Genomic DNA, 22,266 nt, shown 5'->3' on the forward strand with positions numbered 1-22,266 from the left:
CAAAGGAGGAAATGCTATGGCAGTACAATATCAAGATATACAGGAATTGCTCAGAAGTCGAGCTGACCTTCACGCAAGACTGAATCTGATGCCTTATGATGGGACACCTGAAATCAAAGAGCGTGGAGATGGAAAATATCTCTATGTCAGAAAGCGTGTGGCAGGCAAACAGACATCGACTTATGTAGGTGCATATACAGAAGAACTTTATAATCTACTCCTTCGTAATGCAAAAGAAGCCAGAGAAATCAGAAAAGAGCTTCGTGGTATAGAAAAGCAACTTGCTGCCGCCGGATATTCGGAAGATGAACTTTCTGATGATGTGATAAACAATATCGCATTCGCACGAGCCAATATGAAAATGAATATCTATGATCAGGCTGTTTTGGAGGGCGTTGCTACATCTTTCCCACAGACAGAAGAAATCATAGAAAATGGAAAAGTATCCGGCATGACAGCTACTGATGTTCAAAAGATTTTGAACTTAAAACACGCATGGGAGTTTATCCTCGACCGTGATGTGGTTGCCAGCCGTTCCGACTACTATATGCTCAGTTACATTGCAAGGCTTGTTAATGAAGGTTTCTTTGCCGAGGGTGGTCGCATTCGTGGTGTGCCTGTCACGATTGGCGGTTCATCGTATGTTCCGCCGTTACCTAACGAACAGGATGTAAAAGACAGAATCCGTGAGATTACCGAAGAAACGGACGAGGCGATAAATATTGCTATCAAACTGTGTCTGTATTGTATGAAGACGCAGATATTTTTGGATGGCAACAAGCGAGCTTCTGTTATTTTCGCAAATCATTATCTGATTGCTCACGGTGGCGGTTTCCTGGTAATTCCCGAAAAGGAAGTGCCAGAGTTCAAAAAGTTGCTTGTAAAATATTATGAAGGCGAAGATATTTCCATTATTGCAGCTTTCATGAAAGAGCGTTGTTGGAAAACGATGTGAAATAAATAAAACACTGTTGGGGAACAAAACTTGCTGTTAAATGCAAATTTGTTCCCCAATATTTATTCCAAAGCAAATGTGGTCAATTCACTGATGGATAAGGTTGCCGCCAAGTGTGCAATCAAATCCGAACCAGCCCGAAAAACCAAAGCCGATGACCTTACGGAAACTCAAGTATAATGAAAAAGTAGAATAATCATAAAAAAGATGGTATAATAGGAACAATTGGCAGGATACTGCCTGTATGGGGAGTGATGGCAGCCTGTTTGCAGGGCTGTGTAAGTAAAATGTCTGTACTTGAAGTGAGGAAAGAACAATGAAGAAAAATAAAATGCGTTTAAAAGGGCAGCTTCGGATGTACATGCACTGGCCGTTGATTATGACTGTTCTTTTGCTTGCCATGAATATATGGATGTATATGATTGACAAGAAGGCGGGCATGATGATGTCTGCGTTTATTATTATCTACTTTGTGATTGCAGGCGTGCTGTATTTCTATAACCGTTCTCTTATTCTGGCTGACCTGATCCAATTCTCTACACAGTATAAAGGCATACAGAACACATTGTTAAAAGAGTTGGCGCTTCCGTATGCGATTACGCTGGAGGATGGGAGAATACTCTGGAAGAATGACAGCTTTGAAGCTCTGGTGGAAGGAAAGAAAAGAGAACCGTATTTAAACAAAATTATTCCCGCGCTCAATAAAGGGGTATTTCCAAAGGACGATATGGAACACATAGAACTGGAAGTAACCTTCAAGGAACGCAGCTATCAGGCAGTTCTGAAAAGAGTTTCTCTTGAGGGATTCAGTAAATCAGAGGAACTTTTGCAGATACCGGAAGAAAAAGAATATTTTATTGCTGTCTATTTAAAGGACGTCACAGAGCTGAACGCCTATATCAAAGAAAATGAAGAACAGCGTCTGATCGCGGGACTTATCTATATTGACAATTACGACGAGGTGATGGAGAGCGTGGAGGAAGTGCGCCAGTCACTTCTTGTTGCATTAATTGACAGGAAAATCAATAAATATATCGGAGACCTTGATGGAATCGTTAAGAAGCTGGAGAAGGATAAGTATTTTATTGTAATTAAGAAAGAAAGCTACCGGCAGATAGAGGCGGACAAATTTTCTCTGTTAGAGGAGGTAAAGCAGGTCAATATTGGAAATGCCCGCTGTGCTACTTTAAGTATTGGGCTTGGTTTAAATACCTCGACATATGCGCAGAGCTATAATTATGCGCGGGTTGCGATTGACCTGGCGCTTGCCAGAGGCGGAGATCAGGCGGTCATTAAAGATTGTAAAGGGATTACGTACTTTGGCGGCAAGAAGGAGCAGACGGCAAAGAATACCCGCGTCAAAGCACGTGTCAAGGCAGAGGCGCTGCGGGAGTTTATTGAGGCAAAAGATCAGGTCATCGTTATGGGCCATAAGATTGCAGACGCAGATTCCTTTGGAGCATGTATGGGAATCTACAGGGCGGCGGTGAGCCTGGAGAAAAAGGCGCATGTTGTTATCAATGAGGTGACGAGTTCTATCCGTCCGCTGTATGATGAGATAGCAGAGAGTCCGGCATACGAGGACGATATTTTCCTGACGTCAGAACAGGCACTGGATCGTATTTCTGACAGTACAATGGTGATTGTGGTGGACACGAATAAACCACAGATGACGGAATGTCCGGATCTGCTGAAGCGCTCTAAGATGACGGCGGTATTAGATCATCACCGTCAGAGCAGCAACATCATTGAAAATGCAGTGCTTTCCTATGTAGAGCCCTATTCCTCTTCTACATGTGAAATGGTAGCGGAGGTACTGCAGTATATTGTAGATGATATTAAATTCCCTTCGGTGGAGGCGGACTGTCTGTATGCCGGAATTATGATAGATACACGCAACTTTATGAATCGTACCGGCGTGCGTACCTTTGAGGCAGCGGCGTTTCTGCGCAGATGCGGCGCGGATATTACGCGCGTGCGTAAAATGTTCCGGGATGATATGGCGTCTTATCGGGCAAAGGCGGAGGCAGTCAGAAGAGCAGAGGTATACAGGAAGGAGTATGCCATTGCAGTTTGCCCAAGCGATATAGACAGCCCTACGGTGCTGGCGGCGCAGGCGGCCAATGAACTGTTGGATATTGGCGGAATCAAAGCGTCCTTTGTGCTTACCGTATATGAAGGGAAGATATATTTAAGCGCCCGTTCCATTGATGAAGTGAACGTACAGATTATTGCGGAAAAACTGGGAGGAGGCGGCCATATCAATTCGGCAGGGGCACAGTTTGAGCATACAGATATTGATGAGGCGGTGAATGCCTTGAAAGAAACAATAGACCAGATGATTGAGGAAGGAGATATTTAAAATGAAAGTGATCTTATTGCAGGATGTAAAGGCTCTCGGGAAAAAAGGAGAAATTGTCAATGTAAGCGACGGTTATGCAAGGAATTTTATTTTGCCTAAGAAAATGGGAGTGGAGGCAACCGGAAAGAACTTAAATGATTTAAAGCTGCAAAAAAATAATGAAGTAAAAGTAGCAAAGGAACATCTGGAAGCGGCAAAAGAATTAGCGGCAAAGCTGGAGGGCGGTAAAGTGACGCTCCAGATTAAAGTCGGAGAGGGCGGAAGGACATTCGGCTCTGTTTCCAGTAAGGAGATCGCTGCGGCAGTGAAGGAACAGATGGGACTGGATGTTGACAAAAAGAAAATCCAGTTAAAAGAAACGATAAAGACACTTGGAACGCACAATGTGCCTGTAAAGCTTCATCCAGAAGTGACGGCAGAGCTGAAGGTTTCTGTGACAGAGGAAAACTAACGGGCAGGTAGACAGAAGTTAAGGAGAGATGTTCTTTATGGAAGCAGCCATTAAAAGAATACTTCCACATAGTGCAGAGGCAGAGCAGGCAGTAGTGGGAGCTATGCTTATGAATAAAGACGCGATTATCGCGGCTTCAGAGATCCTGTCGGGAGAAGACTTCTACCAGTCTGCATACGGGATTTTGTTTGACTCTATGGTAGAACTGTTTCAATCAGGGAAACCAGTAGATTTGATTACCCTGCAGGAGCATTTGAAAGAAAAAAATGTTCCCCCCGAAGTAAGTGGGATGGAATTTGTCAGAGAATTGATTGTGAATGCGCAGACCTCTGCGAATGTAAAGTATTATGCAGAAATTGTACAGGAGAAGGCGACCCTGCGGAAACTGATCAAGATAAATGAAGAAATTGCAAATATCTGTTATCTGGAAAACCAACCGTTGGAAGTGATTCTGGAACGGGCGGAAAAAGGAATCTTTGAACTCGTAGAACATGGAAACATGCAGGAGTATACTCCGATTAAACAGGTGGTGCTCAATGCTTTGGACGTCATTGAGAAAGCGTCAAAGACAAAGGGGACGGTGACGGGAATCCCTACTGGATTTATCGATCTGGATTATAAGCTTTCCGGACTGCAGCGTTCCGATTTGATTCTGATTGCAGCGCGTCCGTCTATGGGAAAGACCGCGTTTGTGTTGAATATCGCACAGCATGTGGCATTCAGGCAGAATCTTGCTGTGGCGATTTTCAGTCTGGAGATGTCAAAGGAACAACTGGTAAACCGTTTATTTTCCCTAGAGTCCCATGTGGATGCGCAGGTATTAAGAACGGGAAATTTGAAAGACACAGACTGGGAAAAGCTGATTGAAGGCGCGGGAACAATTGGAAAATCGAAGATGATTATCGACGACACGTCGGGAATTTCTATTGCAGAGATGCGCTCGAAATGCCGAAAGTATAAGCTGGAGATGGGGCTGGACTTAATCATCATTGACTATTTGCAGCTGATGAGTGGAAGCGGCGGCAGAAGCAACGAGAGCCGGCAGCAGGAAATTTCCGAAATTTCCCGTTCTTTAAAAGGACTTGCAAGGGAGCTGAATGTTCCTGTGATTGCGCTGTCTCAGTTAAGCCGCGCGGTGGAACAGAGGACAGATAAGCGTCCTATGCTTTCGGATTTGCGTGAATCCGGGGCAATCGAGCAGGACGCCGACGTATGCATGTTTATTTACAGGGAAGATTATTATATACCAGATACCGAGGATAAAAACATCGCGGAGATTATCATAGCCAAACAGCGTAACGGTCCGGTAGGGACAGTGCGGCTCGCATGGATGCCGCAGTATACAAGGTTTGGAAACGAACTTCGGCAGCAGGACAATGGATAAAAAGGCACAGCTAAGAAAGTAAAAACTTTTTAGCTGTGCTGTGTTTGTCTTATTCTACCGGTGCACATGGATGACTTCATCTTGTCCCATTTTTACCTGGCTGCCCTGGCTTAAAATATCCCGCATCATTTTTTCCTGTGCAGAGATATTTATATCTAATTCCGGAGGATAGCCGATACTATTTTCGCTTTTTTTCTCGAAGATATAGATATGTCTGAAATCAGGCGTAAAAGAAACGGAAGAGCCCGAGCTTCCGGGTATCGTATTATCAACAGAAATAATTTCTTCTCCGTTCATACGGAAATAGATTCCCATTTTATTCCCATAATCTTCAATATAGTCGACTTCTCCGCCCAGGGAATTGTCAGATAGTCCGGCGTGCAGATGGATATGTTCCGGACGGATCCCAAGGTAGAATTCGGTTTCTTTGGACGCAATAATCAGTTTTTCCCACATATCGGGGAGCTTCAGAGAATACTTGCCGCAGTGGAGCAGTCCGTTCTTCCAGACGGCAGAAATAATATTCGTTGCTGGAGACCCGATAAATTTTGCTGTAAATACATTGGCAGGGCGGTGATAGACATTATAAGGTGTGTCCAGCATCATCAGCTTTCCTTCACGCATAAGCGCGATACGGTTTCCGAGTGTCATAGCCTCTACCTGGTCGTGGGTGACATAGATAAAGGTCTGATGGTAGTATTGATGTACTTTTACGAGTTCCTTACGCGCCTGTAAACGGAGCTGGGCGTCCAGGTTCGACAGAGGCTCGTCCAAGAGCAGATAAGGAGAGCGCTTTACCAATGCGCGCGCGAGTGCGACGCGTTGCCTTTGTCCTCCGGATAACTCTTTTGGCTTCCGGTTCACATAGGTTTCCAGTCCGAAAATTTTTAATACCATTTGTAGGCGTTTTTCAATTTCTTCTTTCTCTTCTTTGTGTGCTTTTAAAGCATAGCAGATATTGTCTCTGACTGTCATGTGAGGGTACAGGGCGTAGTTTTGAAAAACCATAGATACGCCTCTTTTTCCGGCGGGTACGTCGTTGACGCATTTTCCTTCCATGACTAATTCTCCGGAGCTGATGGTCTCCAGTCCTGCGATCATCCGCAGAGTTGTGGATTTTCCACATCCGGAAGGGCCCAGGAGAATCAGGCGCTCGCCTTCGCGGATATGTAGATCTAAATGTTCGATCACTTTTGTTTTTCCAAATGTTTTTTCTACGTTTTTAAATATAATATCTTTTTTGTTTGCCATAATGAAACTCCTTGTATAATAAGCTTTTATCCTTTTATTCCCGACGACGCAAATGTACTCATAATATGCTTTTGGAAGATTAAATATAACGTGAGAGGCAGCAGCATTGTAATGACTGCCATTGCTAATGTTATCGTATATTCCACGCCGCCTTCGGAATCTGTAAATACCTGCATGGCAAGCGACAGGGTATAATTTTCTCTGCTGCGCAGTATCAGCGTAGGCCAGACATATTCATTCCAGGAATTAATAAAAAAGATGATGCCTGTAGAAATGATTGCCGGTCTGCATATAGGAATAATGATATTCCGTAAAATTTTCATTTCTGAAATGTCATCCAGATGAGAAATTTCTATCAACGGTCGGGGAACCGTTTTCATAGTCTGCCGTAAAAGAAAGATTCCCGATGCATCTGCCAGTTGCGGAAGGACAACGCCCCAGATTTTATCTACTAGATTCAGATTAGAGACAGTCAGATAGTTCGGGATCATTGTTACAGTAAACGGAATAAAAATTGTACATATCAAAAAGAAATAAATTACATTTTTCCCCTTAAAATCAAAAAATACAAATGCATATGCGGCTAATGTACTCGTAACTACTTTAAAGACAGTAACTGTCACAGCAATTATGAAGGTATTCAGCGTAATCTTAAAAATAGGGAGAGAAGATAAAATTTCTCCGTAATTGTCGAATGTTATCTGTGATGGAAGCAGGCTGCCGTTATATAATTCCTGCATGGATTTGAAGGAGCTTATGAATGCGAACAAGACAGGAACCAGCGCAATGATTACCAGAAGCACCATCAACAGATGCCACCCAATCTGCCGCTTATGAAGAGGGCGGGCGGTTCTTAAATTTTGATTAGTTTTCATAGTAAACTCCCTTCTCTACATATTTGAATTCCAGAACCAGAAGGAAAATAAAAATAAGCATCATTAAAATAGCATAAGCGGAGGCGGAGCCGGTTTTGTAAAAACCAAACGCTTCATTATACACGTTGTAGATCAGGTTACTGCTGCCATAGTCCGGCCCGCCCTGCGTGATCATGTTGATTGGAGTAAACACCTGCTGCATTCCCTGGACGATTGCGAGAATCAACACATAGATGCCGGTAGAGCTGCTCATGGGCACAACAATTTTTAGAAATATTTTGTGCAGAGGTATATTGTCTACTCTTGCCGCTTCAATGATTTCTAATGGAATACTTCCGACGCCGGATAAGGCGACGATAAAATTGTATCCAAATATTTTCCATGAAGTAATGATACTGATTACAACGATAACAAGCCCTTGCGTTGTGCTCCAGATAGGAACCTCCTGGCCAAATGCTTCCATAATTTTGGCGGCCGGTCCGGAGATCGGGTTTAAAATCCAGACAAAAATCATGGTTCCTGCTACAAGGGAGATGACACTCGGCAAAAAAATGGAGCTTCTATAAAAATTTTTACCTTTTTTTATAACGAAAGACAAGATAAAGGAAAAAATGTATGGAGCAACAAAATTAAAAATCAGAAGCAGGAAAATATATAAAAAAGTATTTACTAATATTTTCTGGATATTTGGATCCTGAAACATATTGATATAATTGGCGAAGCCGACAAATTCTTTTACCGGCTTCACCATGTTCCAGTCAAAAAAGCTTAGATAAATCGTATATATCAGAGGATAAAACATAAAAATTGCCAGGACGGCGGCAGCGGGAAACAAAAACAGATAGGGCCGGAGAGTTTTACCGGTTTTCCTGACCCTATCTGGTCTGCTTGCACTTGCCGCTGGCTTATGAATATTTTTCATAAAACTCAGCCTTTCTTTTATTCGAATAGTGCATTAATAGAATTCTGACATTCTGTAAGCGCGGTATTTATATCTTCACCGTTTAGAATCTGGTCTCTGGCATCAGAGATATACTGCTGTGCCTGCAGGCCGGAATCGCCGGGGAATGCAGCCCATGGAATAATATCTTCTACCTGTGAGGAAGCTGCCTCACGCAGACTGTCTTCCGCCAGAAGCTGCTGCATACCGTCAGAATTTAACGCGCTGTCTGTAGGAGCCACATAACCGGTTCCTTCTACCCAGTCTACGAGGTTGTCGTCTTCATACAAAAATTCAATAAATTTAGCGACGGCTTTCTTTTTCTCATCATCCTGTGAAGTTACAGCCAGTACGCATCCGCCGGCAGGTACTGCGCGTTCTTTTCCTTCAAATACAGGGAAAGGAGCTGTTCCGATTTCAAAAGAAGCAGATTCTTCAATACCTGCCAGGTTTGCACAGGAGGATGCCAGCATAGCAAGTTCCCCTGCGTTAAATGCCTGCAGTGCCTCATCTGTGCTGATATGTACAGAAGTCTTGTCATTCAGCGTCATATCTGCGTATAACTGGAACGCTTCCGCACTTGCCGGATCAGCTATCGTACATTCGGGAGTACCGTCTGTCCATGTCAGGAAGCTGCCGCCATTACACTCTAATAATGCCTGCAATGCCCAAGTATCATTTTCCTGGAGATGGAAAGCATTTTTTCCGGTTGTTTCTTTGATTGTCAAAGCGTAGTCCTTTACTTCCTCCCATGTTTCAGGAGCGTCTGTAAGTCCTGCCTCTTGCAAAATATCCTTATTGTAGTAGAGGATAGGATTACTTACTGCATAGGGAAAGCCTACAAGGTCTCCCTGGCTGTCTGTCCCAAGACTGATAATATTTTCTGCAAAATTATCAGAGATAAATTCCGGATTATCCGAATAGTTTTCCATCAATTCGTCCGGTGCTGTATAGGAAAAATTGTTCGGAAAATATTCGAGGTTAGAATAAGAAACCTGTACCAGATCTGGCGTATTGCCTGCCGCCGCATCTGCCTGTAGATTCTGCATAAGCCCGTCATATCCGTCATTATAGCGTCCAATGACTTCAATGTCCGGGTTCGCCTCGTTAAAGGCTTTAATCTGTTCTTCAACTGTGGGGCCTCCGCGGGTCTCGGAATTTGTGTGCCAGTATTCGATTGTCACTTTCTCTCCTTTAGAATCACTGGAATTTCCGCAGCCGCCAAGCAATCCGCCTAACATGGAAACGGAAAGAATCAGCATAATTATTTTATTTCTCTTCATTTTTTTCCTCCAAATTTTTTCATAATTCCTCTGTTGTGTTTTTTTCTGTCAAGAATAAATCTAAAAGGGATACCGAAAGAGTACGCCCTAAAGAGTACACCCTAAAGGGTATCCCGTAATACAGTCCCTTCGAGAGGGCGGGCTTCGCCCGATAAGGTATACCCTAAAGGGTATAAAAAACGGGGTTATAAGGTGTCAGGACATGCATGTGGGAAACAATATCGCCGTCTTCTTTTAACCAGCATGTGCAATACCCTTTTGTCTCTGTGTATACAACCTCTTGCTTTCTTGTCTCAACTCCATAGTTAAATGCTTCTGATGTCAACTGAATAAATGTTCCAAGCTTCCGGCTTTCTTGAAAATGAGCATGGCCACATAGATAAGCGATTACGTCGGTTTTTTGCAGCTTCTCGATAAAATTTTCTGGTAGTTTGGTCTGAAACCAGGACTGTTCACTTTTGAATGGGTGGTGCCCCAACAAAACAGTGCCTTTTTTATAGGGAGACGCTAATTGGCGAAAGAGCCATTTTTCCTGTTCGTCTGATATATATCCGTCTCCCTCCCCTTCTATAGAGGTATCAAGAACAATAAAACGGTAATCGTGGATATATTTCACATAATATACCGGCTTGTCAGAGATTCTCTGGCAGAAGCCTTCATAAAAGCTCTTTTTGAAATCATGGTTTCCCAGGACGGGAAGTACGGGCTTACCACATGCGTATGTATCAAGTAGTTCTTTTAAATAGGTGTAGTCTTGTGCACTTCCTTCGTGAACCAAGTCTCCTGTAAGCACGATTAGATCGTAATCTGCATTATAGATTTCTTTTAAAGCAGTGATAAAATAATCGGTCGGCATTGTCCGCTGCCGGATGATTTCATCCATATAAGTACCAGAATATTTACAACGTAAATGTATATCAGATAAGTGTGCTATTTTTAACATCATTTCCTCCTTTCTTTCTCGGGAGTGGGCTGTATACAGTAAGCTATTATATAGACGGTATGTTAAATAAAAAAGTAGGACGAGGTTAAATGCACGTTATTCTGGGCTTTATAGGGAAAAGCCTGACAGTCTGGAGGAAAGGATCTGAAAAATACCCTTTAGAGTGGGTTTTTAAAGAAATATATTTAAGGCAGAAAATCATGGATATGTAAAGAAATGCAAAAGAATAAGGGGAAACTGTATTAACATAGACTTTACACAGCAGGATAAAGAAAGATACAAAAAAGAGGAGGCAGGCTGTCGGGATATAGCCTGCCTCCTATAAACATAAAAATTAGTTATTCTGTTATGATTTCTGGCTGATGTAGCGGTATACAGTAGATTCGGAAAGCTTAAGCTGACGGGCTATCTCCGAAATAGCGCCTTTCATGCGGGGAATCCCGCGATCGGCAAGATCCCACACAATTTCCATTTTTTCTTTTCGTGTCATCCTTTCCGGAGAAATATTAGAATCAGCAATTGTTTTAGCGATAATAGAATCGGCAAAAGAAACGATAGGAATATCCAAATTTTCTTCTACTGACGTGTTCGTGCTGTTGTTCTTATCCATTGTAAGCACAGCGCCTCCTATATGAAGCGTTTCGATTAGCTGCTGCGTCGTTTTCATAAAGCTGCGGACGGCGGTGGTGTCCGTATTCAGGCAAAGCATGCCGATTAATCTTCCTTGATTTTTTATATAGAAAGTAGAGGCGATAAATTCTTTTCCCTTTGCCTTTGCTTTATAGTTGACAAGATAATCCTCGCTTTCATATTCTTTATTATTTGTGACTTGGAATGCAAAATCGGTAAGTGAGCTGCCGACTGCTCTGCCGGAATGAAAGCCATGTTCGATAGCGACGATCGACTGCTCCGGACAGGAAATATCGTGCAGCACAACCTCTGTATTTTCCCCCAGCACTTCTCCGAGAAACTTTACAAATGGAATAAACAGGGATAAAATTTCTTGGTCTGTCATTTTGTATGGTTCCCCTTTCTTTTATTTGTTTTTACTATACATTTTTCACAAAAATAAGTCAACAAAATTGTGATATTAGTAAAAAATTATTTTTTTAATAAAAATTTATTGTTAAAATCTGGGGGGGGGTGTAAAGTGAAAGCAGGTGAAGAGTTGAAAAATTGAAAAAAGGAGGTGAAGGAGATGAAAGAAAAGATAGAATCACCAAAAGCGCCTGCTGCAATCGGGCCATATTCCCAGGCTGTGATGGACGAAGGACTTTTGTTTGTTTCGGGACAACTGCCGGTTGATTCTGAAACGGGAGAGTTTCCGTCAGAGGATATTGCCGATCAGACAAGACAGTCTCTGGAAAATATTCGGGAAATATTAAAGGAGGCAGGTTATACGATGGAACGGATTTTAAAAACAACGGTCTATCTGCAGGATATGGGAGACTTTACAGCAATGAATGAGGTATATCAGGAGTTTTTCACAGCGCCATATCCGGCACGTGCGGCATTCCAGGTCGCGAAGCTGCCTAAGGGAGCAAAAGTAGAGATTGAAGCAGTAGCAAAATGAGCTTTGCAGTACGAAGGTGAAAACAGAAAGGAAGCGCCGGAACGTGTAAGAGAGAAGGAAACTTTGCATCTGGCGCTGATGAGAGAAGAGGTGCTTAAATGGAAGAAAATAAAAGATTAGAATTTCGAGGCAGCAGCTTTATGGCGTTAATCCCATTTGCTATTTTTATCATTATTACGATTTCGCTGTCATTCTTTAATGCTGCGGATCAAAATATGATGATTGGAGCAGGGGTTATTGGCCTGTTAGTGGGTATGTTTTTTGCTAAAAATCTGGGAGACTATTGGGATGCTGTTCTGGAAGGACTTGGTTCTAAGGTTGCCATGACAGCGGTAATGCTATGGCTGGTAGTAGGAATTTATGGCAATATCTTAAACAGAGGACAGATTGTCGAGGGTCTGGTCTGGCTGAGCGTAAAGATTAATGTCAGCGGCGCTGCCTTCACAGTCGCAGCCTTTATCTTTGCAGCTATCTTTGCTATGGCTACAGGCTCTGGATTCGGTACGATTTCTACAATGAGTTTTATTCTTTATCCGGCAGGTATCCTGTTAGGTTCAAATCCTGCTGTGCTCGCCGGAGCAATTCTCTCTGGTGCGGCGGTGGGAGATAACCTGGCTCCGGTATCAGATACTGCGATCATTGCCTCCTCCAGTCAGGAATACAAGAATAAAGACGGTGTGGCAGATATTGGAAGCACAGTACGTACAAGAGCAAAGTTCGTTTTGATAGCAGGCGTGATAGCGGCGGTTTTGTTCTTTATTTTTGGAGGCGCCGGTGAAGCTACAGACGCGGCGGAAGCTGCACGTCTGCTGGAAGAATACCAGAATCCAAAAGGACTGCTGCTTTTGATTCCTACAATTTTAGTCATTATTCTTGCGGTAAAAGGAATTAATATTTTCGCGGCGCTTGGAACAGGTATTGTGGCGGCAACTGTGATAGGGCTTGTATCAGGACTGTTTCCACTTTCTGCATTGTTTTCATTAAAGGACGGTACAGTGAGTGGGGCGATACCGGAAGGCGTAGCAGGTATGACGACAGTAAGTATCGTTTTGATTCTTGTTGTGGCAATGGGAAACATGCTGGTGAAGAGTGGGTGTATGGACGCGATTGTAGACTGGTTAAATGAGACGGTCATTAAAACACCACGCGGCGCGGAAGTCGCAATATGGATGCTCGCTACTATTTTCGGAATTTTGATTGCGGCGATCAATACAATCGCAAATATATGTGTTGCACCGTTCGTCAATGCGGTAGGTAAGAAGAACGGCTTACATCCGTACAGAAGAACCGAGATTCTGGCGACTACCATTTGTTCTTTCCCATTCTTCCTGCCATTTGGCGGATGTGTTCTCCTTTTATTGGGCGGTATTTCTTCCATGATGGATACATATCCATTCCTGCCAAAACTAGGCGGAGCAGATATGATGTTTACAACATTCTACAGCTGGGCGATCTGGGTCGTAATGTTTATTGTCTGCATAACAGGATGGGGGCGTTCATTCGAAGGAAAGAATGGAGAATATGTGCTTGCTAAAGATAAAAAAGAAGAAAAATAATTTGGGAATGATAATACAGGAGTGATAAAAGGAGGAACCAAGTATGCATGAATTATCTCAAATGATTAAGGAGGATATGAAGCCTGCACTTGGTGTGACGGAACCTGGAGCCATTGCATTTGCGGTGGCGAAAGCAAGGAGCTACACAAAGGGAGAGATAAAAAAGATTAATGTCGCAATGAACAGCGGAATGTACAAAAATGCATTTACCTGTGGAATTCCTAACAGTAAAGAGGTGGGCAATGTATTTGCAGCGGCATTAGGCGCGGTTGCGGGTAATGCGGATAAAGGACTGGAGTCTCTGGCGGATGTGACAGAAGCAGATAATGAAAAAGCACAGCAGATGATAGATAAAGGAATTGTGACGGTAGAATTAAGCGGAATTACCAGCAGAATCTTTATTGAGGCTTCTGTGGAGACAGAATCAGACTGTGCTGTTGTGACGATCCGCGATTCCCATACGAACATCACGAAAATTACGGTGAATGGAAAGGTAGAGCTGGAGACAGAGGCAGAAAAAAGGACAGAAGAGGAAGAAGGAGGAGAAGAGAGTCATTCTATCCATACCTATACGCTCCAGCAGCTGTATGATTATATAAGAACGGTAGATATTGAAGAAATTCGCTTTATAGAGGACGCATATAGAGTAAATTTAGAGCTGTTTCACGAGGGTCTGTCAAATCCGAGAACTACATTTGCGAGACATTTGCTGGAGTTAAACGGCGGAAAAGAAGTATCTGACAATGAGCAGGCAACGGCGTCTCTGATGTGCAATGCGGCAATTGAAGCAAGGGTAATCGGTCTGGATAAACCGGCAATGAGCATTACAGGCTCCGGAGCGCATGGCATTATCGCGACAATGCCTTTGTATGCTGCGTATAAGGTGAACGGGTATACTAAGGAGCAGCTGCTTCGGGCAACCGCTTTAAGTTATCTTGTCTGTATGTATATTAAAGAATATTCGGGACGCCTGTCGGCATTTTGCGGCTGTGCCATTGCAGCGGGCTCTGGTATGGCATGTGCACTGGTCTACCTGCGCGGCGGTACAGTAGAGATGATGGCGCATACATTGAATAACATGGCAAGCAGTATCACTGGTATGATATGTGATGGCGGAAATCAGGGCTGTACAATGAAGGGAATTGCGGCTGTGGATGCGGCATATAAATCTGTAGAGTTCGCTATGAAAGGAATCTATATTTCCAATGTACATGGTATCAATGGAAAGACGCCGGAAGAAACAATGCACAATATGGGTCTGATTGCTTCGCCGGGAATGGTGGGGACAGAAAAGACAATTGTGGAAATTTTTGAGGACAAGCTGAAGAAATAAAGGAAGAATCCCCTTTCAGGCAGAAGGACGGTACAGAAAAGGCCTTCTGTTTAGAAAGGGGATTTTTATTTATGTAAGCATCTTTCTTAATTTCATGATCGGGTTTGCTTTTACTGCTTCCTTGCGGTTTGCCTGCTGCTGGCGTATCAGGCAGTCCAGTTTTCGGAAGTGTTCTTCCTCCTGACGCTCCTTTGCCTGGAACAGAAAGTCCATTTCCCGTATGACATCTGTAGTTACAGACTTGCTTATCTCTTTTTTTAACGTTTCATTGTTGGAAGATACGACGTCTGTGAGAACGTCCCCGATAAGAGAGCGTACCTGCTCAAGCTGTGTGACAGTAATAACATCAGCGGCAGCAGGTGCAGAAGGAGCCGCCGGAATATCAGAAGCTACGATAGCTGGTACAGAAGGTGCGTTTTCCTGCACTTTTGGTTTGGCAGACTCTGCTGCTTTTAATTTCAGGCGGGTTTTAGTAAGTTCAGGAATTAAAGGCTTTAAGTCTTTCAAAAGCATACCTTCATCTTTTAGTTTTTTAATACAGCAAAACAGTTGTATATCATCTTTGGTATAATATCGGTGTCCCATTTCCGTGCGTCCAATTTTTAAATCCAGCTCTTCTTCCCAGTATCTTAGAACATGAGATTCGACGGAAACCTGTTTGGCAGCCTCGGAAATCATAAATCTGACTTCACCCATTAATTATTATACCTCCTTAAAACAATCTGAGAGCATGTCCATCAGCCTGTTATTATTATAGCACAGGAGGATTTCATAAATAGAAGAAATCGTTCGTCAAATTCTGTCAGCAGGGGACAAAGGACAGATGGCAAAACGGGATTCTGCAAAGAAGATCAGAGATCCCGTATCTGTCAGCCATCTGGATGAGAAAAATCAGCCTTCCGAAGCTTCAGCCGGCGGAATGTTTTGTTCGGCTGGTTCTGTATAACAAGAATTGCAGGGCTCGCATGAGCCGCACTCGCTTTTTAAGCGTTCTTCATATTTAGGAGGACCTAATTCTAACGGTTTGATTTCATAATCCAGAAGATCGCCGGATACAAAATCAAGACATACACTGTCTTCGTCAGGAACTACGCTGCCTTTCGGTACGACAGCTCTTCCGTTATGAGGGATGAGGTACTGTGAGAAGTATACGCTTTTAATATAGAAGGTAATTCCAACTGTAAGGGCAGGAGTTGTTGTATCAAAGTTGAGTATTTTTGGAATTGCAATCATGTTCAACCCCTGCTGTAAAGTATTATTCGTGGTGCTAAAGCCGATATAATTGATGACGGGTTCCTGCGTATTGCCGTCCTGGTAGGTTAGGCCATATGGAGCGAAGATTTCAAGCTCTACATCAGAAGGATTTGTGTCTTCGTCGTGATATATATAGTCTGGAATGGATGAGTTGGAAGCCAGGTATGTGGCGGTCTCGGTCAGTACACTTACAACGCGTTTAGAGCAGTCATATACTGTGACTGCGAAGGTAACGGCAAGGTTTGTCAGAGTTATAAGGTAACAGTTCGGACGGCCGGGTATCCGTGCGATTGTAGTCGCATCTCCACCCTGAGGGGCGAAAGATACATTTAAAACCTGGACGGAAGCACTAAGAGGAAGTCCGGTCGTAGGAAGAGCTCCTGTAATGGGAACTTCGCGGCACAGGTTAATACCGATTTCATCGTATACAACAGGTGCAAGCAGAGTCAAATTGTCTGCGGTTCCGCAGATAGGATTTGTGCAGACGTCTATGCAGTCAGAATAATTGGTAATACCGTTGCTTACATACCGTTTTTTAGAAGCACATTTGCAGCCTTTAGGCATATATTTTGGCATATGAAAAATCCTTTCTCGAATATTTCTTTGGTATATTTTATGCATAGGAAGTCTTTTGGTTCCGAGTTTTCTATCTGCATTTAAAAAATTGAAGAATTTGTGCATGGATGAGGGAAAATAAAAATATACTTGAAAAAAACAGGTAAATAAAAATGAATCGTATGTATAATTTGCCGGACGGGAGAAAAAGCATAGTATATGCGGAGGGAAACCGCATTATGCTTTATACATTTCCGGCGCGCAGAGGAAATATGCCCATTGTATTAAAGGAGGACTATATATCCGATTTGACATCTGTGTCCTTTTACGGAGTCATCTATTTTGCCTATAAGAATACAGAGGGAAACATTGTATTTGACGGAATCGGAGAAGGAGAAGAAAAAATTTTTACTTACGGGAATGAGGAAGGGACAAGGCAGGAGATAAAAGAAGAGTGGATTCACCTGACGCTTACAGTCTTAGGCGGCGAGCTTTATCTGATGTATTTACTTTATAAGATGTCTGAAGGAAAGTGGAAATTAAAAAGCGTCTCGCCTTTTGATGAAGAAAAAAACAGTGAAATAACAGAAAAAGAGGAGGAATTTGATTACTGGTTAGAAGAGACAGGAAAGAGAAAAATTTTGTCTGTGTTTACAGGCACAAGTCTGGAATACTGCATTTGGGAACGGGATCATTTTGTACCTTATATGGATGAACGGTGGCAGGCACTTTTTGAGGGAATGAAGGAGACTGCCCGAAAAGCAGAAGAGGAGAGGAAAGAAGAGCGTAGCAGGGAAGCAAAGAGACAGGAAGAACTGAAACAGAAGAACAAAGAGCTGGAACAAAAGATAGAGCATTTAGAGGAAATAAATAAAAGACTAGAGGAAGAAAAAAGGAAGGTGCAAATGGAATGTGAAGAAAAATTAAAATACGCCAAACAGCGGTATGACGAGCTTGCAGGTATTGCCGGAAAGCTGCAGGAAGCGTGCCGGAAATGGAAAGCTGCATATGGCGGAGAGGAGGAATGGATGGTATAGAAAAGGATTGACAAAAATATACGGGGGGGGGTAAAATATCCTCATAATCCATGCTAGTGTGGATAAATTGTGATAAACAAAAGGAGGATATTATGGGGAAAACAAGATACAGAAAATTACCAGTACTTTTCGCTGCTGTTTCTGTAGCTTTAGCCATGACTGTAGGTATGACAGTATCCGCAGAAGAGGGGGAAGTGCGGAAAAGTCTAGCAGGACAGGGTACAGAAGAAAATATTTGCAGCGTAGGAGGGATAGGATATACTTCCCTGCAGGAAGCTTTTAACGCAGCTTCTGATAATAGCGTAGTCGTATTGGAAAAAGACATTGCAGATTTTAAAACGGAAGATATTGTTACAGTATCTGAGGAAAAGAGTGTAATTTTTGATATGGCGGGACATACGATAACCGTAGATTCCGCAGCCTTCGAAGGACGTATATTTGTCAACAATGGTACTTTAACAATTACGGGAAATGGTACGATTGATACTACAGCGACTACGAAAGGCTACGGGCCGGTAGATAATTATGGGACGCTTACGATTGAGAACGGAACGTACAGAGCGTCAAGCGAAACCAATTCGGTGGGAATCTGGAACCGCGCTGGCGGAACGGCATATTTTTATGGCGGCACGTATGAGGGATTTCCTACGGCCATTCGTACGGCATATGGTTCAACAACGGTGATCAGCGGCGGTACTTATACGAACAACCGTTATCCTGCAATCGAAAATGACGGAGAAATGAAGATTACCGGGGGAACATTTAAAAATACGTCCTGTAGCTCCTGCGATTCGAGATGGGGATATACTGTCAGAAATGGTGTTGGAGGACAGGATTCGCATCTCGTGATTGAAGAATCATCAGAGGGTGCGGTTTCCATTATTGGTGTACAGGGGGCTTTGGCAAATTCTTGTGGATTGCTGGAGGTAAAGAGTGGCTCTTTTGAAACGGTTGCTTGTGAAACACATGGAAGTGCTCCTGCACATTATGCGCTTTATGTTGCGGGAGAACAAGGCGATTCAAAGGCGATTATTACAGGTGGTACGTTTAAATCTGTTTCCAAGACAGCGGTGATGATCGGAAATGACAACACGAATGGAGACGGGGGAATTAATGCCAACGCGACTACAGAGATAAAAGGTGGTACATTTATTGCTCCTGAAGGACAAAAAGCAGTTACGGGGGCTCCTAAGACGGGGAATCCAAGTATTTCCGGTGGGACTTTTTCCAGTGATGTAAGTGAATATATCATAGAAGGCGGAGAAACGATTCCAAACGAAGATGGCTCCTATGAGGTGCATACACACACAATGATTTATGTTGAGGCAGTCGCAGCGACTTGTACAGAGGATGGATACAGTGCACACTGGGAGTGCAGCGGGTGTGGAAAATACTTTAGTGATGAAAAGGGAGAAGAAGAAATAAATCCCGAGGATATAAAGATAGAGGCAAAAGGACATGTTCTCCAATATGTAGCAGCAAAAGACGCGACGGAAAAGGAAGCAGGAAATAAAGAGTATTGGACATGCTCTGCCTGTGGCGGTTATTTCCTGGATGAAGAGGGAAAAGAAGAGACAACACTGGAGGACGTAACAATTCCGGCATTGGGAGAAAAAATACCTGGTACAGGCGGAAATTCCAGCACAGGTGATAATACCGGACAGGTATCCGGAGCAGAGAAGAACAACAGCCAAACGTCCAAAGCAGTCCAGACGGGAGATTCTACACAGCTCCTTCTGTGGGAAATTCTTGCGGTTTTGGCGATAGGTACCGCGGGAAGTGTAATTATTGTGAGAAAATATAAAAGATACAGATAAGAGAACTGGATAGAAAAAGCATAAGAGGCGAACGACAAAAGAAATTATGGAATTGTACCGGATACGGGGTTAGAAATAGTCGGGAGTGCCGCAGGAATGTTATCAATAAATAACACTGCGGCATTTCCGGCTAATTTTGAAAGCTGGTAATTTATCCAATATATGCACCCAATAGGCAGAGAGCAATAATGAGCCAGACCATTTTGGCTGCAGAAATAGGAAAGCTTTTATTAGTAATAAGCAGATACACACTTCCTACTGTTCCGATACAGAGTATATCAGAGAGTCCGTCATGTACCCATCCTGATGGAAGAAAGTATAATATATCGGGGAGCTGTACGTTGATAGCAATGAGTGAACCGATAACAATACTTCCAAGAAGCATAAGAGAATTGGTGAATGTATCAAGTTTTTCTTTTCCTTCTGTAATAAACAACACACCTTTAGAATATCCGATTTGGAAAAGCTTCCAACGTATGATAAGCAAAAAAAAGCTAAACAGCAGACAGAGGCACATTCCGAGGATATTTCCATCCATTGCGTAGTGAGCGCTGATACCGGCAGTAACAATCGTCAGCATATTATTAAAGAGGGTATCTCCAATACTTGTAAAAGGCCCCATTAAACTAGTGCGTAAAAGGGAAGCAGAGTAGATTCCTACTACAGAATGTTCCTTTTCTTCCATAGCCAGGGAAGCTGCCAGAAGTGCCGCGCCAAGATAAGACTGACTATTAAAAAAATGAAACTGCTCCATGAGAGAATGTCGGCATAATTTTGTATTATCTGCATATATTTTTTGCAACACAGGCCCCAGAGCAAAGACGACACCGCAGCTTATATGAGTTTCGTAATTGAAGGCCGCCTGTACAGTACATAGATAACGGAAAAATACGTTTTTTAGATCTTTATCTGTTACACGATAAGCAGAGGAATCCTTCGATACTGTATGAGGGGTAGGCGAGATGTTTTCAGTATGTCCAGTTATCAATCTATCTGTGCCAGATGAAGTGGATACAAGCGTAGGCATGGCTGTGCCGTTATCTGGAGAAAGAGTGACAGGTTTAGTGGGATGAGAGGCATATTTTTTATAGGAGTGATATGCCAGTACTATGCCGATTATTGCAACGGCAAGAATCGGCATATGAAATATAGCTGATAAAATGTAGCCTGCCAGAATATAAAGAACATTTTTAACAGGTATATGTTTTATCAGAAGGCAAATTCCAAGAGCAGGTAGAATATTACCTGCTATTTTCATACCATCTAGGATCCAGGATGGCGCAAGAGAGAGTATATTATTAACAAATAGAGAACCGAGGAACAGATAAATAATAGCAGGAAGCGTACCGGTAAAAATACCTCTGCTAAAAGAACTGGCTCCGATAATTTTGTATGCGGTATGGTAGTTTCCGCGTCCTATTTGTCTTTGGACAATGTGCAACAATGCACACCCGAAGGTTTTAGCTAAAATATCAAAATTTACACTTAACGCGGCTACTGGCATACCGATTGTAAGTGCAATATTGAGTCCCTGTCCAGATGTAATAGCAAATGCAGTTCCGATACAGGCTCCGATCTGATAATCCGGCACAGAAGAACCAGAAGCACCATAAAGTCCTACCTGCATCAGTTCCATTGTACCGCCAATGATAAGGCCGGTATGCATATCCCCCATAATTAAACCAGTTATAAAACCAATCAGTGTAATGCCACCATATTTTGTGACAATCTGACAGTTATTTGTATCCCATTTTATCAATGTGATTGTCAGAATAATTGCTGCTATTTGTAGGTATGAAAACATATTTATCGCCTGCCATATTTTGTTCTATGATTCCCAGGTAATGTCTTTTTTCACGCGTCCCCATCCGTTGGCGGCTGCTTCCCATGCGGTTTCAGCAAGTCCTGGTAGAGATAAGCCTCCGTCTATAATAAGGGAAATGCCAGTAATATAGGATGCCTTTTCTGATGCAAGAAAAACGACTGCATTTCCAATATCTTCTGGAGTTCCATAGCGCTCAAGTGGAATACGACTGGAGAGATAACGAATTTTTTCTAAATGCGCGGGATCCTGTGTAGCCTCTTCTTGCGGAAGGAAACGGCGGGTAGCTCCGGGAAGAATATTGTTGATCCGTATTCCATAAGGGGCGGCATCAAGGGCAGCAGACTGGCAGGCGCGGTTAAGTGCTGCCTTTATTCCGCCGTATACAGCGTCACCCGGATGAGCGCTTGTGCCCCGCACAGAACTGATATTGATGATATTTCCGCGGATGGCGTGTGCTGCCATATAGGAAGAGGCTTCCCGCATAAGAATCAGATAATTACGCAGTAGAAGTCGATATAGATAATCCAGGTTTTCTTCTGTTAAATCAAAAATACTTTCTAATACAGTAACCCCAGCATTGTTGACAAGCAAATCGATATGACCAAGAGTTTCCACTGCTTTTCGGAAAAATATTTTTCCGGCATTATCTTCATTAAGCTCTGCTTTGATGGAGACAAATATGCCGTCAGCATATTTCTTCCTTAAATCATTTATTATAGTTTCGGCGTTAGACTTTCCATTTCTGTACGAAAATACAATATCATATCCGGCTTCTGCGAGACAGTATACAATTCCTCTGCCTATACCGCTGCTTCCACCGGTTATAACTGCCTTTTTTCTTTGTTCTAAATGTGTATTCATATGTAAATTCC

At 42.9% G+C, this 22,266-nt stretch carries 19 protein-coding genes; 9 read left to right on the plus strand and 10 right to left on the minus strand.

Annotation, left to right across the window (positions count from 1 at the left end; translation table 11 throughout):
- Positions 1–16: 16 nt before the first annotated feature.
- The 4 genes from ACZ5C4_RS01320 (at position 17) to dnaB (ending at position 5,152) form a co-directional block, all read left to right on the plus strand.
- Positions 17–955 carry a DUF6788 family protein gene (locus tag ACZ5C4_RS01320; protein ID WP_464519465.1) on the plus strand — a complete coding sequence of 313 codons (939 nt, stop codon included), beginning with the start codon at positions 17–19 and terminating at the stop codon, positions 953–955.
- Positions 956–1,271: 316 nt separating this feature from the next.
- Positions 1,272–3,317 carry a DHH family phosphoesterase gene (locus ACZ5C4_RS01325; protein ID WP_464519466.1) on the plus strand — a complete coding sequence of 682 codons (2,046 nt, stop codon included), beginning with the start codon at positions 1,272–1,274 and terminating at the stop codon, positions 3,315–3,317.
- 1 nt (position 3,318) lies between these two features.
- Positions 3,319–3,768 (plus strand): 50S ribosomal protein L9, encoded by a 450-nt coding sequence (gene rplI, locus ACZ5C4_RS01330; protein ID WP_464519467.1) that lies wholly within the window; start codon positions 3,319–3,321, stop codon positions 3,766–3,768.
- Between the two features lie 37 nt (positions 3,769–3,805).
- A complete protein-coding gene (dnaB, locus tag ACZ5C4_RS01335) occupies positions 3,806–5,152 on the plus strand; it encodes a replicative DNA helicase (protein WP_464519468.1) in 1,347 nt (448 codons plus the stop codon).
- A gap of 54 nt (positions 5,153–5,206) precedes the next feature.
- Here the strand turns inward: dnaB and ACZ5C4_RS01340 are convergent, their stop codons facing one another.
- From ACZ5C4_RS01340 to ACZ5C4_RS01365, 6 genes are all read right to left on the minus strand, one after another.
- Positions 5,207–6,403: an ABC transporter ATP-binding protein gene (locus ACZ5C4_RS01340; protein ID WP_186876081.1), complete on the minus strand. Its 1,197-nt coding sequence runs from the start codon at positions 6,401–6,403 to the stop codon at positions 5,207–5,209.
- A gap of 26 nt (positions 6,404–6,429) precedes the next feature.
- On the minus strand, positions 6,430–7,278 hold the full coding sequence (locus tag ACZ5C4_RS01345; protein ID WP_464519469.1) for a carbohydrate ABC transporter permease: 849 nt from the start codon (positions 7,276–7,278) through the stop codon (positions 6,430–6,432).
- A complete protein-coding gene (locus ACZ5C4_RS01350) occupies positions 7,268–8,200 on the minus strand; it encodes a carbohydrate ABC transporter permease (RefSeq protein WP_464519470.1) in 933 nt (310 codons plus the stop codon). Before ACZ5C4_RS01350 ends, ACZ5C4_RS01345 begins: the two co-directional genes overlap by 11 nt.
- A gap of 17 nt (positions 8,201–8,217) precedes the next feature.
- A complete protein-coding gene (locus ACZ5C4_RS01355; protein WP_464519471.1) occupies positions 8,218–9,501 on the minus strand; it encodes an ABC transporter substrate-binding protein in 1,284 nt (427 codons plus the stop codon).
- A gap of 163 nt (positions 9,502–9,664) precedes the next feature.
- Positions 9,665–10,444, minus strand: coding sequence for a metallophosphoesterase family protein (locus tag ACZ5C4_RS01360; protein ID WP_464519472.1), 780 nt, complete (start codon positions 10,442–10,444; stop codon positions 9,665–9,667).
- A 346-nt stretch (positions 10,445–10,790) separates the two neighbouring features.
- On the minus strand, positions 10,791–11,459 hold the full coding sequence (locus ACZ5C4_RS01365; protein WP_464519473.1) for a helix-turn-helix transcriptional regulator: 669 nt from the start codon (positions 11,457–11,459) through the stop codon (positions 10,791–10,793).
- Positions 11,460–11,642: 183 nt separating this feature from the next.
- Here ACZ5C4_RS01365 and ACZ5C4_RS01370 point away from each other — a divergent pair, with 183 nt between their 5' ends.
- The 3 genes from ACZ5C4_RS01370 to ACZ5C4_RS01380 all read left to right on the plus strand — a co-directional run bounded on the left by ACZ5C4_RS01370 (position 11,643) and on the right by ACZ5C4_RS01380 (position 14,906).
- Positions 11,643–12,017: a RidA family protein gene (locus ACZ5C4_RS01370; RefSeq protein WP_464519474.1), complete on the plus strand. Its 375-nt coding sequence runs from the start codon at positions 11,643–11,645 to the stop codon at positions 12,015–12,017.
- 98 nt (positions 12,018–12,115) lie between these two features.
- On the plus strand, positions 12,116–13,573 hold the full coding sequence (locus tag ACZ5C4_RS01375) for a Na+/H+ antiporter NhaC family protein (protein ID WP_464519475.1): 1,458 nt from the start codon (positions 12,116–12,118) through the stop codon (positions 13,571–13,573).
- A gap of 43 nt (positions 13,574–13,616) precedes the next feature.
- A complete protein-coding gene (locus ACZ5C4_RS01380; RefSeq protein ID WP_464519476.1) occupies positions 13,617–14,906 on the plus strand; it encodes an L-cysteine desulfidase family protein in 1,290 nt (429 codons plus the stop codon).
- Between the two features lie 69 nt (positions 14,907–14,975).
- On the opposite strand, the gene ACZ5C4_RS01385 is transcribed toward ACZ5C4_RS01380, so the two are convergent.
- Both ACZ5C4_RS01385 and ACZ5C4_RS01390 read right to left on the minus strand, forming a co-directional pair.
- The gene (locus tag ACZ5C4_RS01385) at positions 14,976–15,602 is read right to left on the minus strand and encodes a helix-turn-helix domain-containing protein (protein WP_464519477.1); all 627 of its coding nucleotides are present in this window, start codon (positions 15,600–15,602) and stop codon (positions 14,976–14,978) included.
- A gap of 195 nt (positions 15,603–15,797) precedes the next feature.
- On the minus strand, positions 15,798–16,736 hold the full coding sequence (locus tag ACZ5C4_RS01390) for a hypothetical protein (protein WP_464519478.1): 939 nt from the start codon (positions 16,734–16,736) through the stop codon (positions 15,798–15,800).
- A 152-nt stretch (positions 16,737–16,888) separates the two neighbouring features.
- Here ACZ5C4_RS01390 and ACZ5C4_RS01395 point away from each other — a divergent pair, with 152 nt between their 5' ends.
- Both ACZ5C4_RS01395 and ACZ5C4_RS01400 read left to right on the plus strand, forming a co-directional pair.
- Positions 16,889–17,752, plus strand: coding sequence for a hypothetical protein (locus ACZ5C4_RS01395; protein WP_464519479.1), 864 nt, complete (start codon positions 16,889–16,891; stop codon positions 17,750–17,752).
- Positions 17,753–17,844: 92 nt separating this feature from the next.
- A complete protein-coding gene (locus tag ACZ5C4_RS01400; protein ID WP_464519480.1) occupies positions 17,845–19,569 on the plus strand; it encodes a hypothetical protein in 1,725 nt (574 codons plus the stop codon).
- Positions 19,570–19,720: 151 nt separating this feature from the next.
- Here ACZ5C4_RS01400 and ACZ5C4_RS01405 read toward each other — a convergent pair whose 3' ends face one another.
- Together ACZ5C4_RS01405 and ACZ5C4_RS01410 are read right to left on the minus strand one after the other, a co-directional pair.
- A complete protein-coding gene (locus ACZ5C4_RS01405; protein ID WP_464519481.1) occupies positions 19,721–21,373 on the minus strand; it encodes a PTS sugar transporter subunit IIC in 1,653 nt (550 codons plus the stop codon).
- Positions 21,374–21,397: 24 nt separating this feature from the next.
- Positions 21,398–22,255 carry an SDR family NAD(P)-dependent oxidoreductase gene (locus ACZ5C4_RS01410; protein WP_464519482.1) on the minus strand — a complete coding sequence of 286 codons (858 nt, stop codon included), beginning with the start codon at positions 22,253–22,255 and terminating at the stop codon, positions 21,398–21,400.
- Between the last annotated feature and the right edge of the window lie 11 nt (positions 22,256–22,266).

The organism is Mediterraneibacter flintii (assembly GCF_055387595.1).

Bases quoted from the DNA above. Each gene is read 5' to 3' on its own strand.
- dnaB (WP_464519468.1), top strand. From the start codon at position 3,806: ATGGAAGCAGCCATTAAAAGAATACTTCCACATAGTGCAGAGGCAGAG.
- ACZ5C4_RS01345 (WP_464519469.1), bottom strand. From the start codon at position 7,278: ATGAAAACTAATCAAAATTTAAGAACCGCCCGCCCTCTTCATAAGCGG.
- ACZ5C4_RS01365 (WP_464519473.1), bottom strand. From the start codon at position 11,459: ATGACAGACCAAGAAATTTTATCCCTGTTTATTCCATTTGTAAAGTTT.
- ACZ5C4_RS01395 (WP_464519479.1), top strand. From the start codon at position 16,889: ATGAATCGTATGTATAATTTGCCGGACGGGAGAAAAAGCATAGTATAT.
- rplI (WP_464519467.1), top strand. From the start codon at position 3,319: ATGAAAGTGATCTTATTGCAGGATGTAAAGGCTCTCGGGAAAAAAGGA.
- ACZ5C4_RS01400 (WP_464519480.1), top strand. From the start codon at position 17,845: ATGGGGAAAACAAGATACAGAAAATTACCAGTACTTTTCGCTGCTGTT.
- ACZ5C4_RS01325 (WP_464519466.1), top strand. From the start codon at position 1,272: ATGAAGAAAAATAAAATGCGTTTAAAAGGGCAGCTTCGGATGTACATG.
- ACZ5C4_RS01385 (WP_464519477.1), bottom strand. From the start codon at position 15,602: ATGGGTGAAGTCAGATTTATGATTTCCGAGGCTGCCAAACAGGTTTCC.
- ACZ5C4_RS01340 (WP_186876081.1), bottom strand. From the start codon at position 6,403: ATGGCAAACAAAAAAGATATTATATTTAAAAACGTAGAAAAAACATTT.
- ACZ5C4_RS01410 (WP_464519482.1), bottom strand. From the start codon at position 22,255: ATGAATACACATTTAGAACAAAGAAAAAAGGCAGTTATAACCGGTGGA.
- ACZ5C4_RS01350 (WP_464519470.1), bottom strand. From the start codon at position 8,200: ATGAAAAATATTCATAAGCCAGCGGCAAGTGCAAGCAGACCAGATAGG.
- ACZ5C4_RS01375 (WP_464519475.1), top strand. From the start codon at position 12,116: ATGGAAGAAAATAAAAGATTAGAATTTCGAGGCAGCAGCTTTATGGCG.
- ACZ5C4_RS01390 (WP_464519478.1), bottom strand. From the start codon at position 16,736: ATGCCAAAATATATGCCTAAAGGCTGCAAATGTGCTTCTAAAAAACGG.
- ACZ5C4_RS01380 (WP_464519476.1), top strand. From the start codon at position 13,617: ATGCATGAATTATCTCAAATGATTAAGGAGGATATGAAGCCTGCACTT.
- ACZ5C4_RS01405 (WP_464519481.1), bottom strand. From the start codon at position 21,373: ATGTTTTCATACCTACAAATAGCAGCAATTATTCTGACAATCACATTG.
- ACZ5C4_RS01360 (WP_464519472.1), bottom strand. From the start codon at position 10,444: ATGTTAAAAATAGCACACTTATCTGATATACATTTACGTTGTAAATAT.
- ACZ5C4_RS01320 (WP_464519465.1), top strand. From the start codon at position 17: ATGGCAGTACAATATCAAGATATACAGGAATTGCTCAGAAGTCGAGCT.
- ACZ5C4_RS01355 (WP_464519471.1), bottom strand. From the start codon at position 9,501: ATGAAGAGAAATAAAATAATTATGCTGATTCTTTCCGTTTCCATGTTA.
- ACZ5C4_RS01370 (WP_464519474.1), top strand. From the start codon at position 11,643: ATGAAAGAAAAGATAGAATCACCAAAAGCGCCTGCTGCAATCGGGCCA.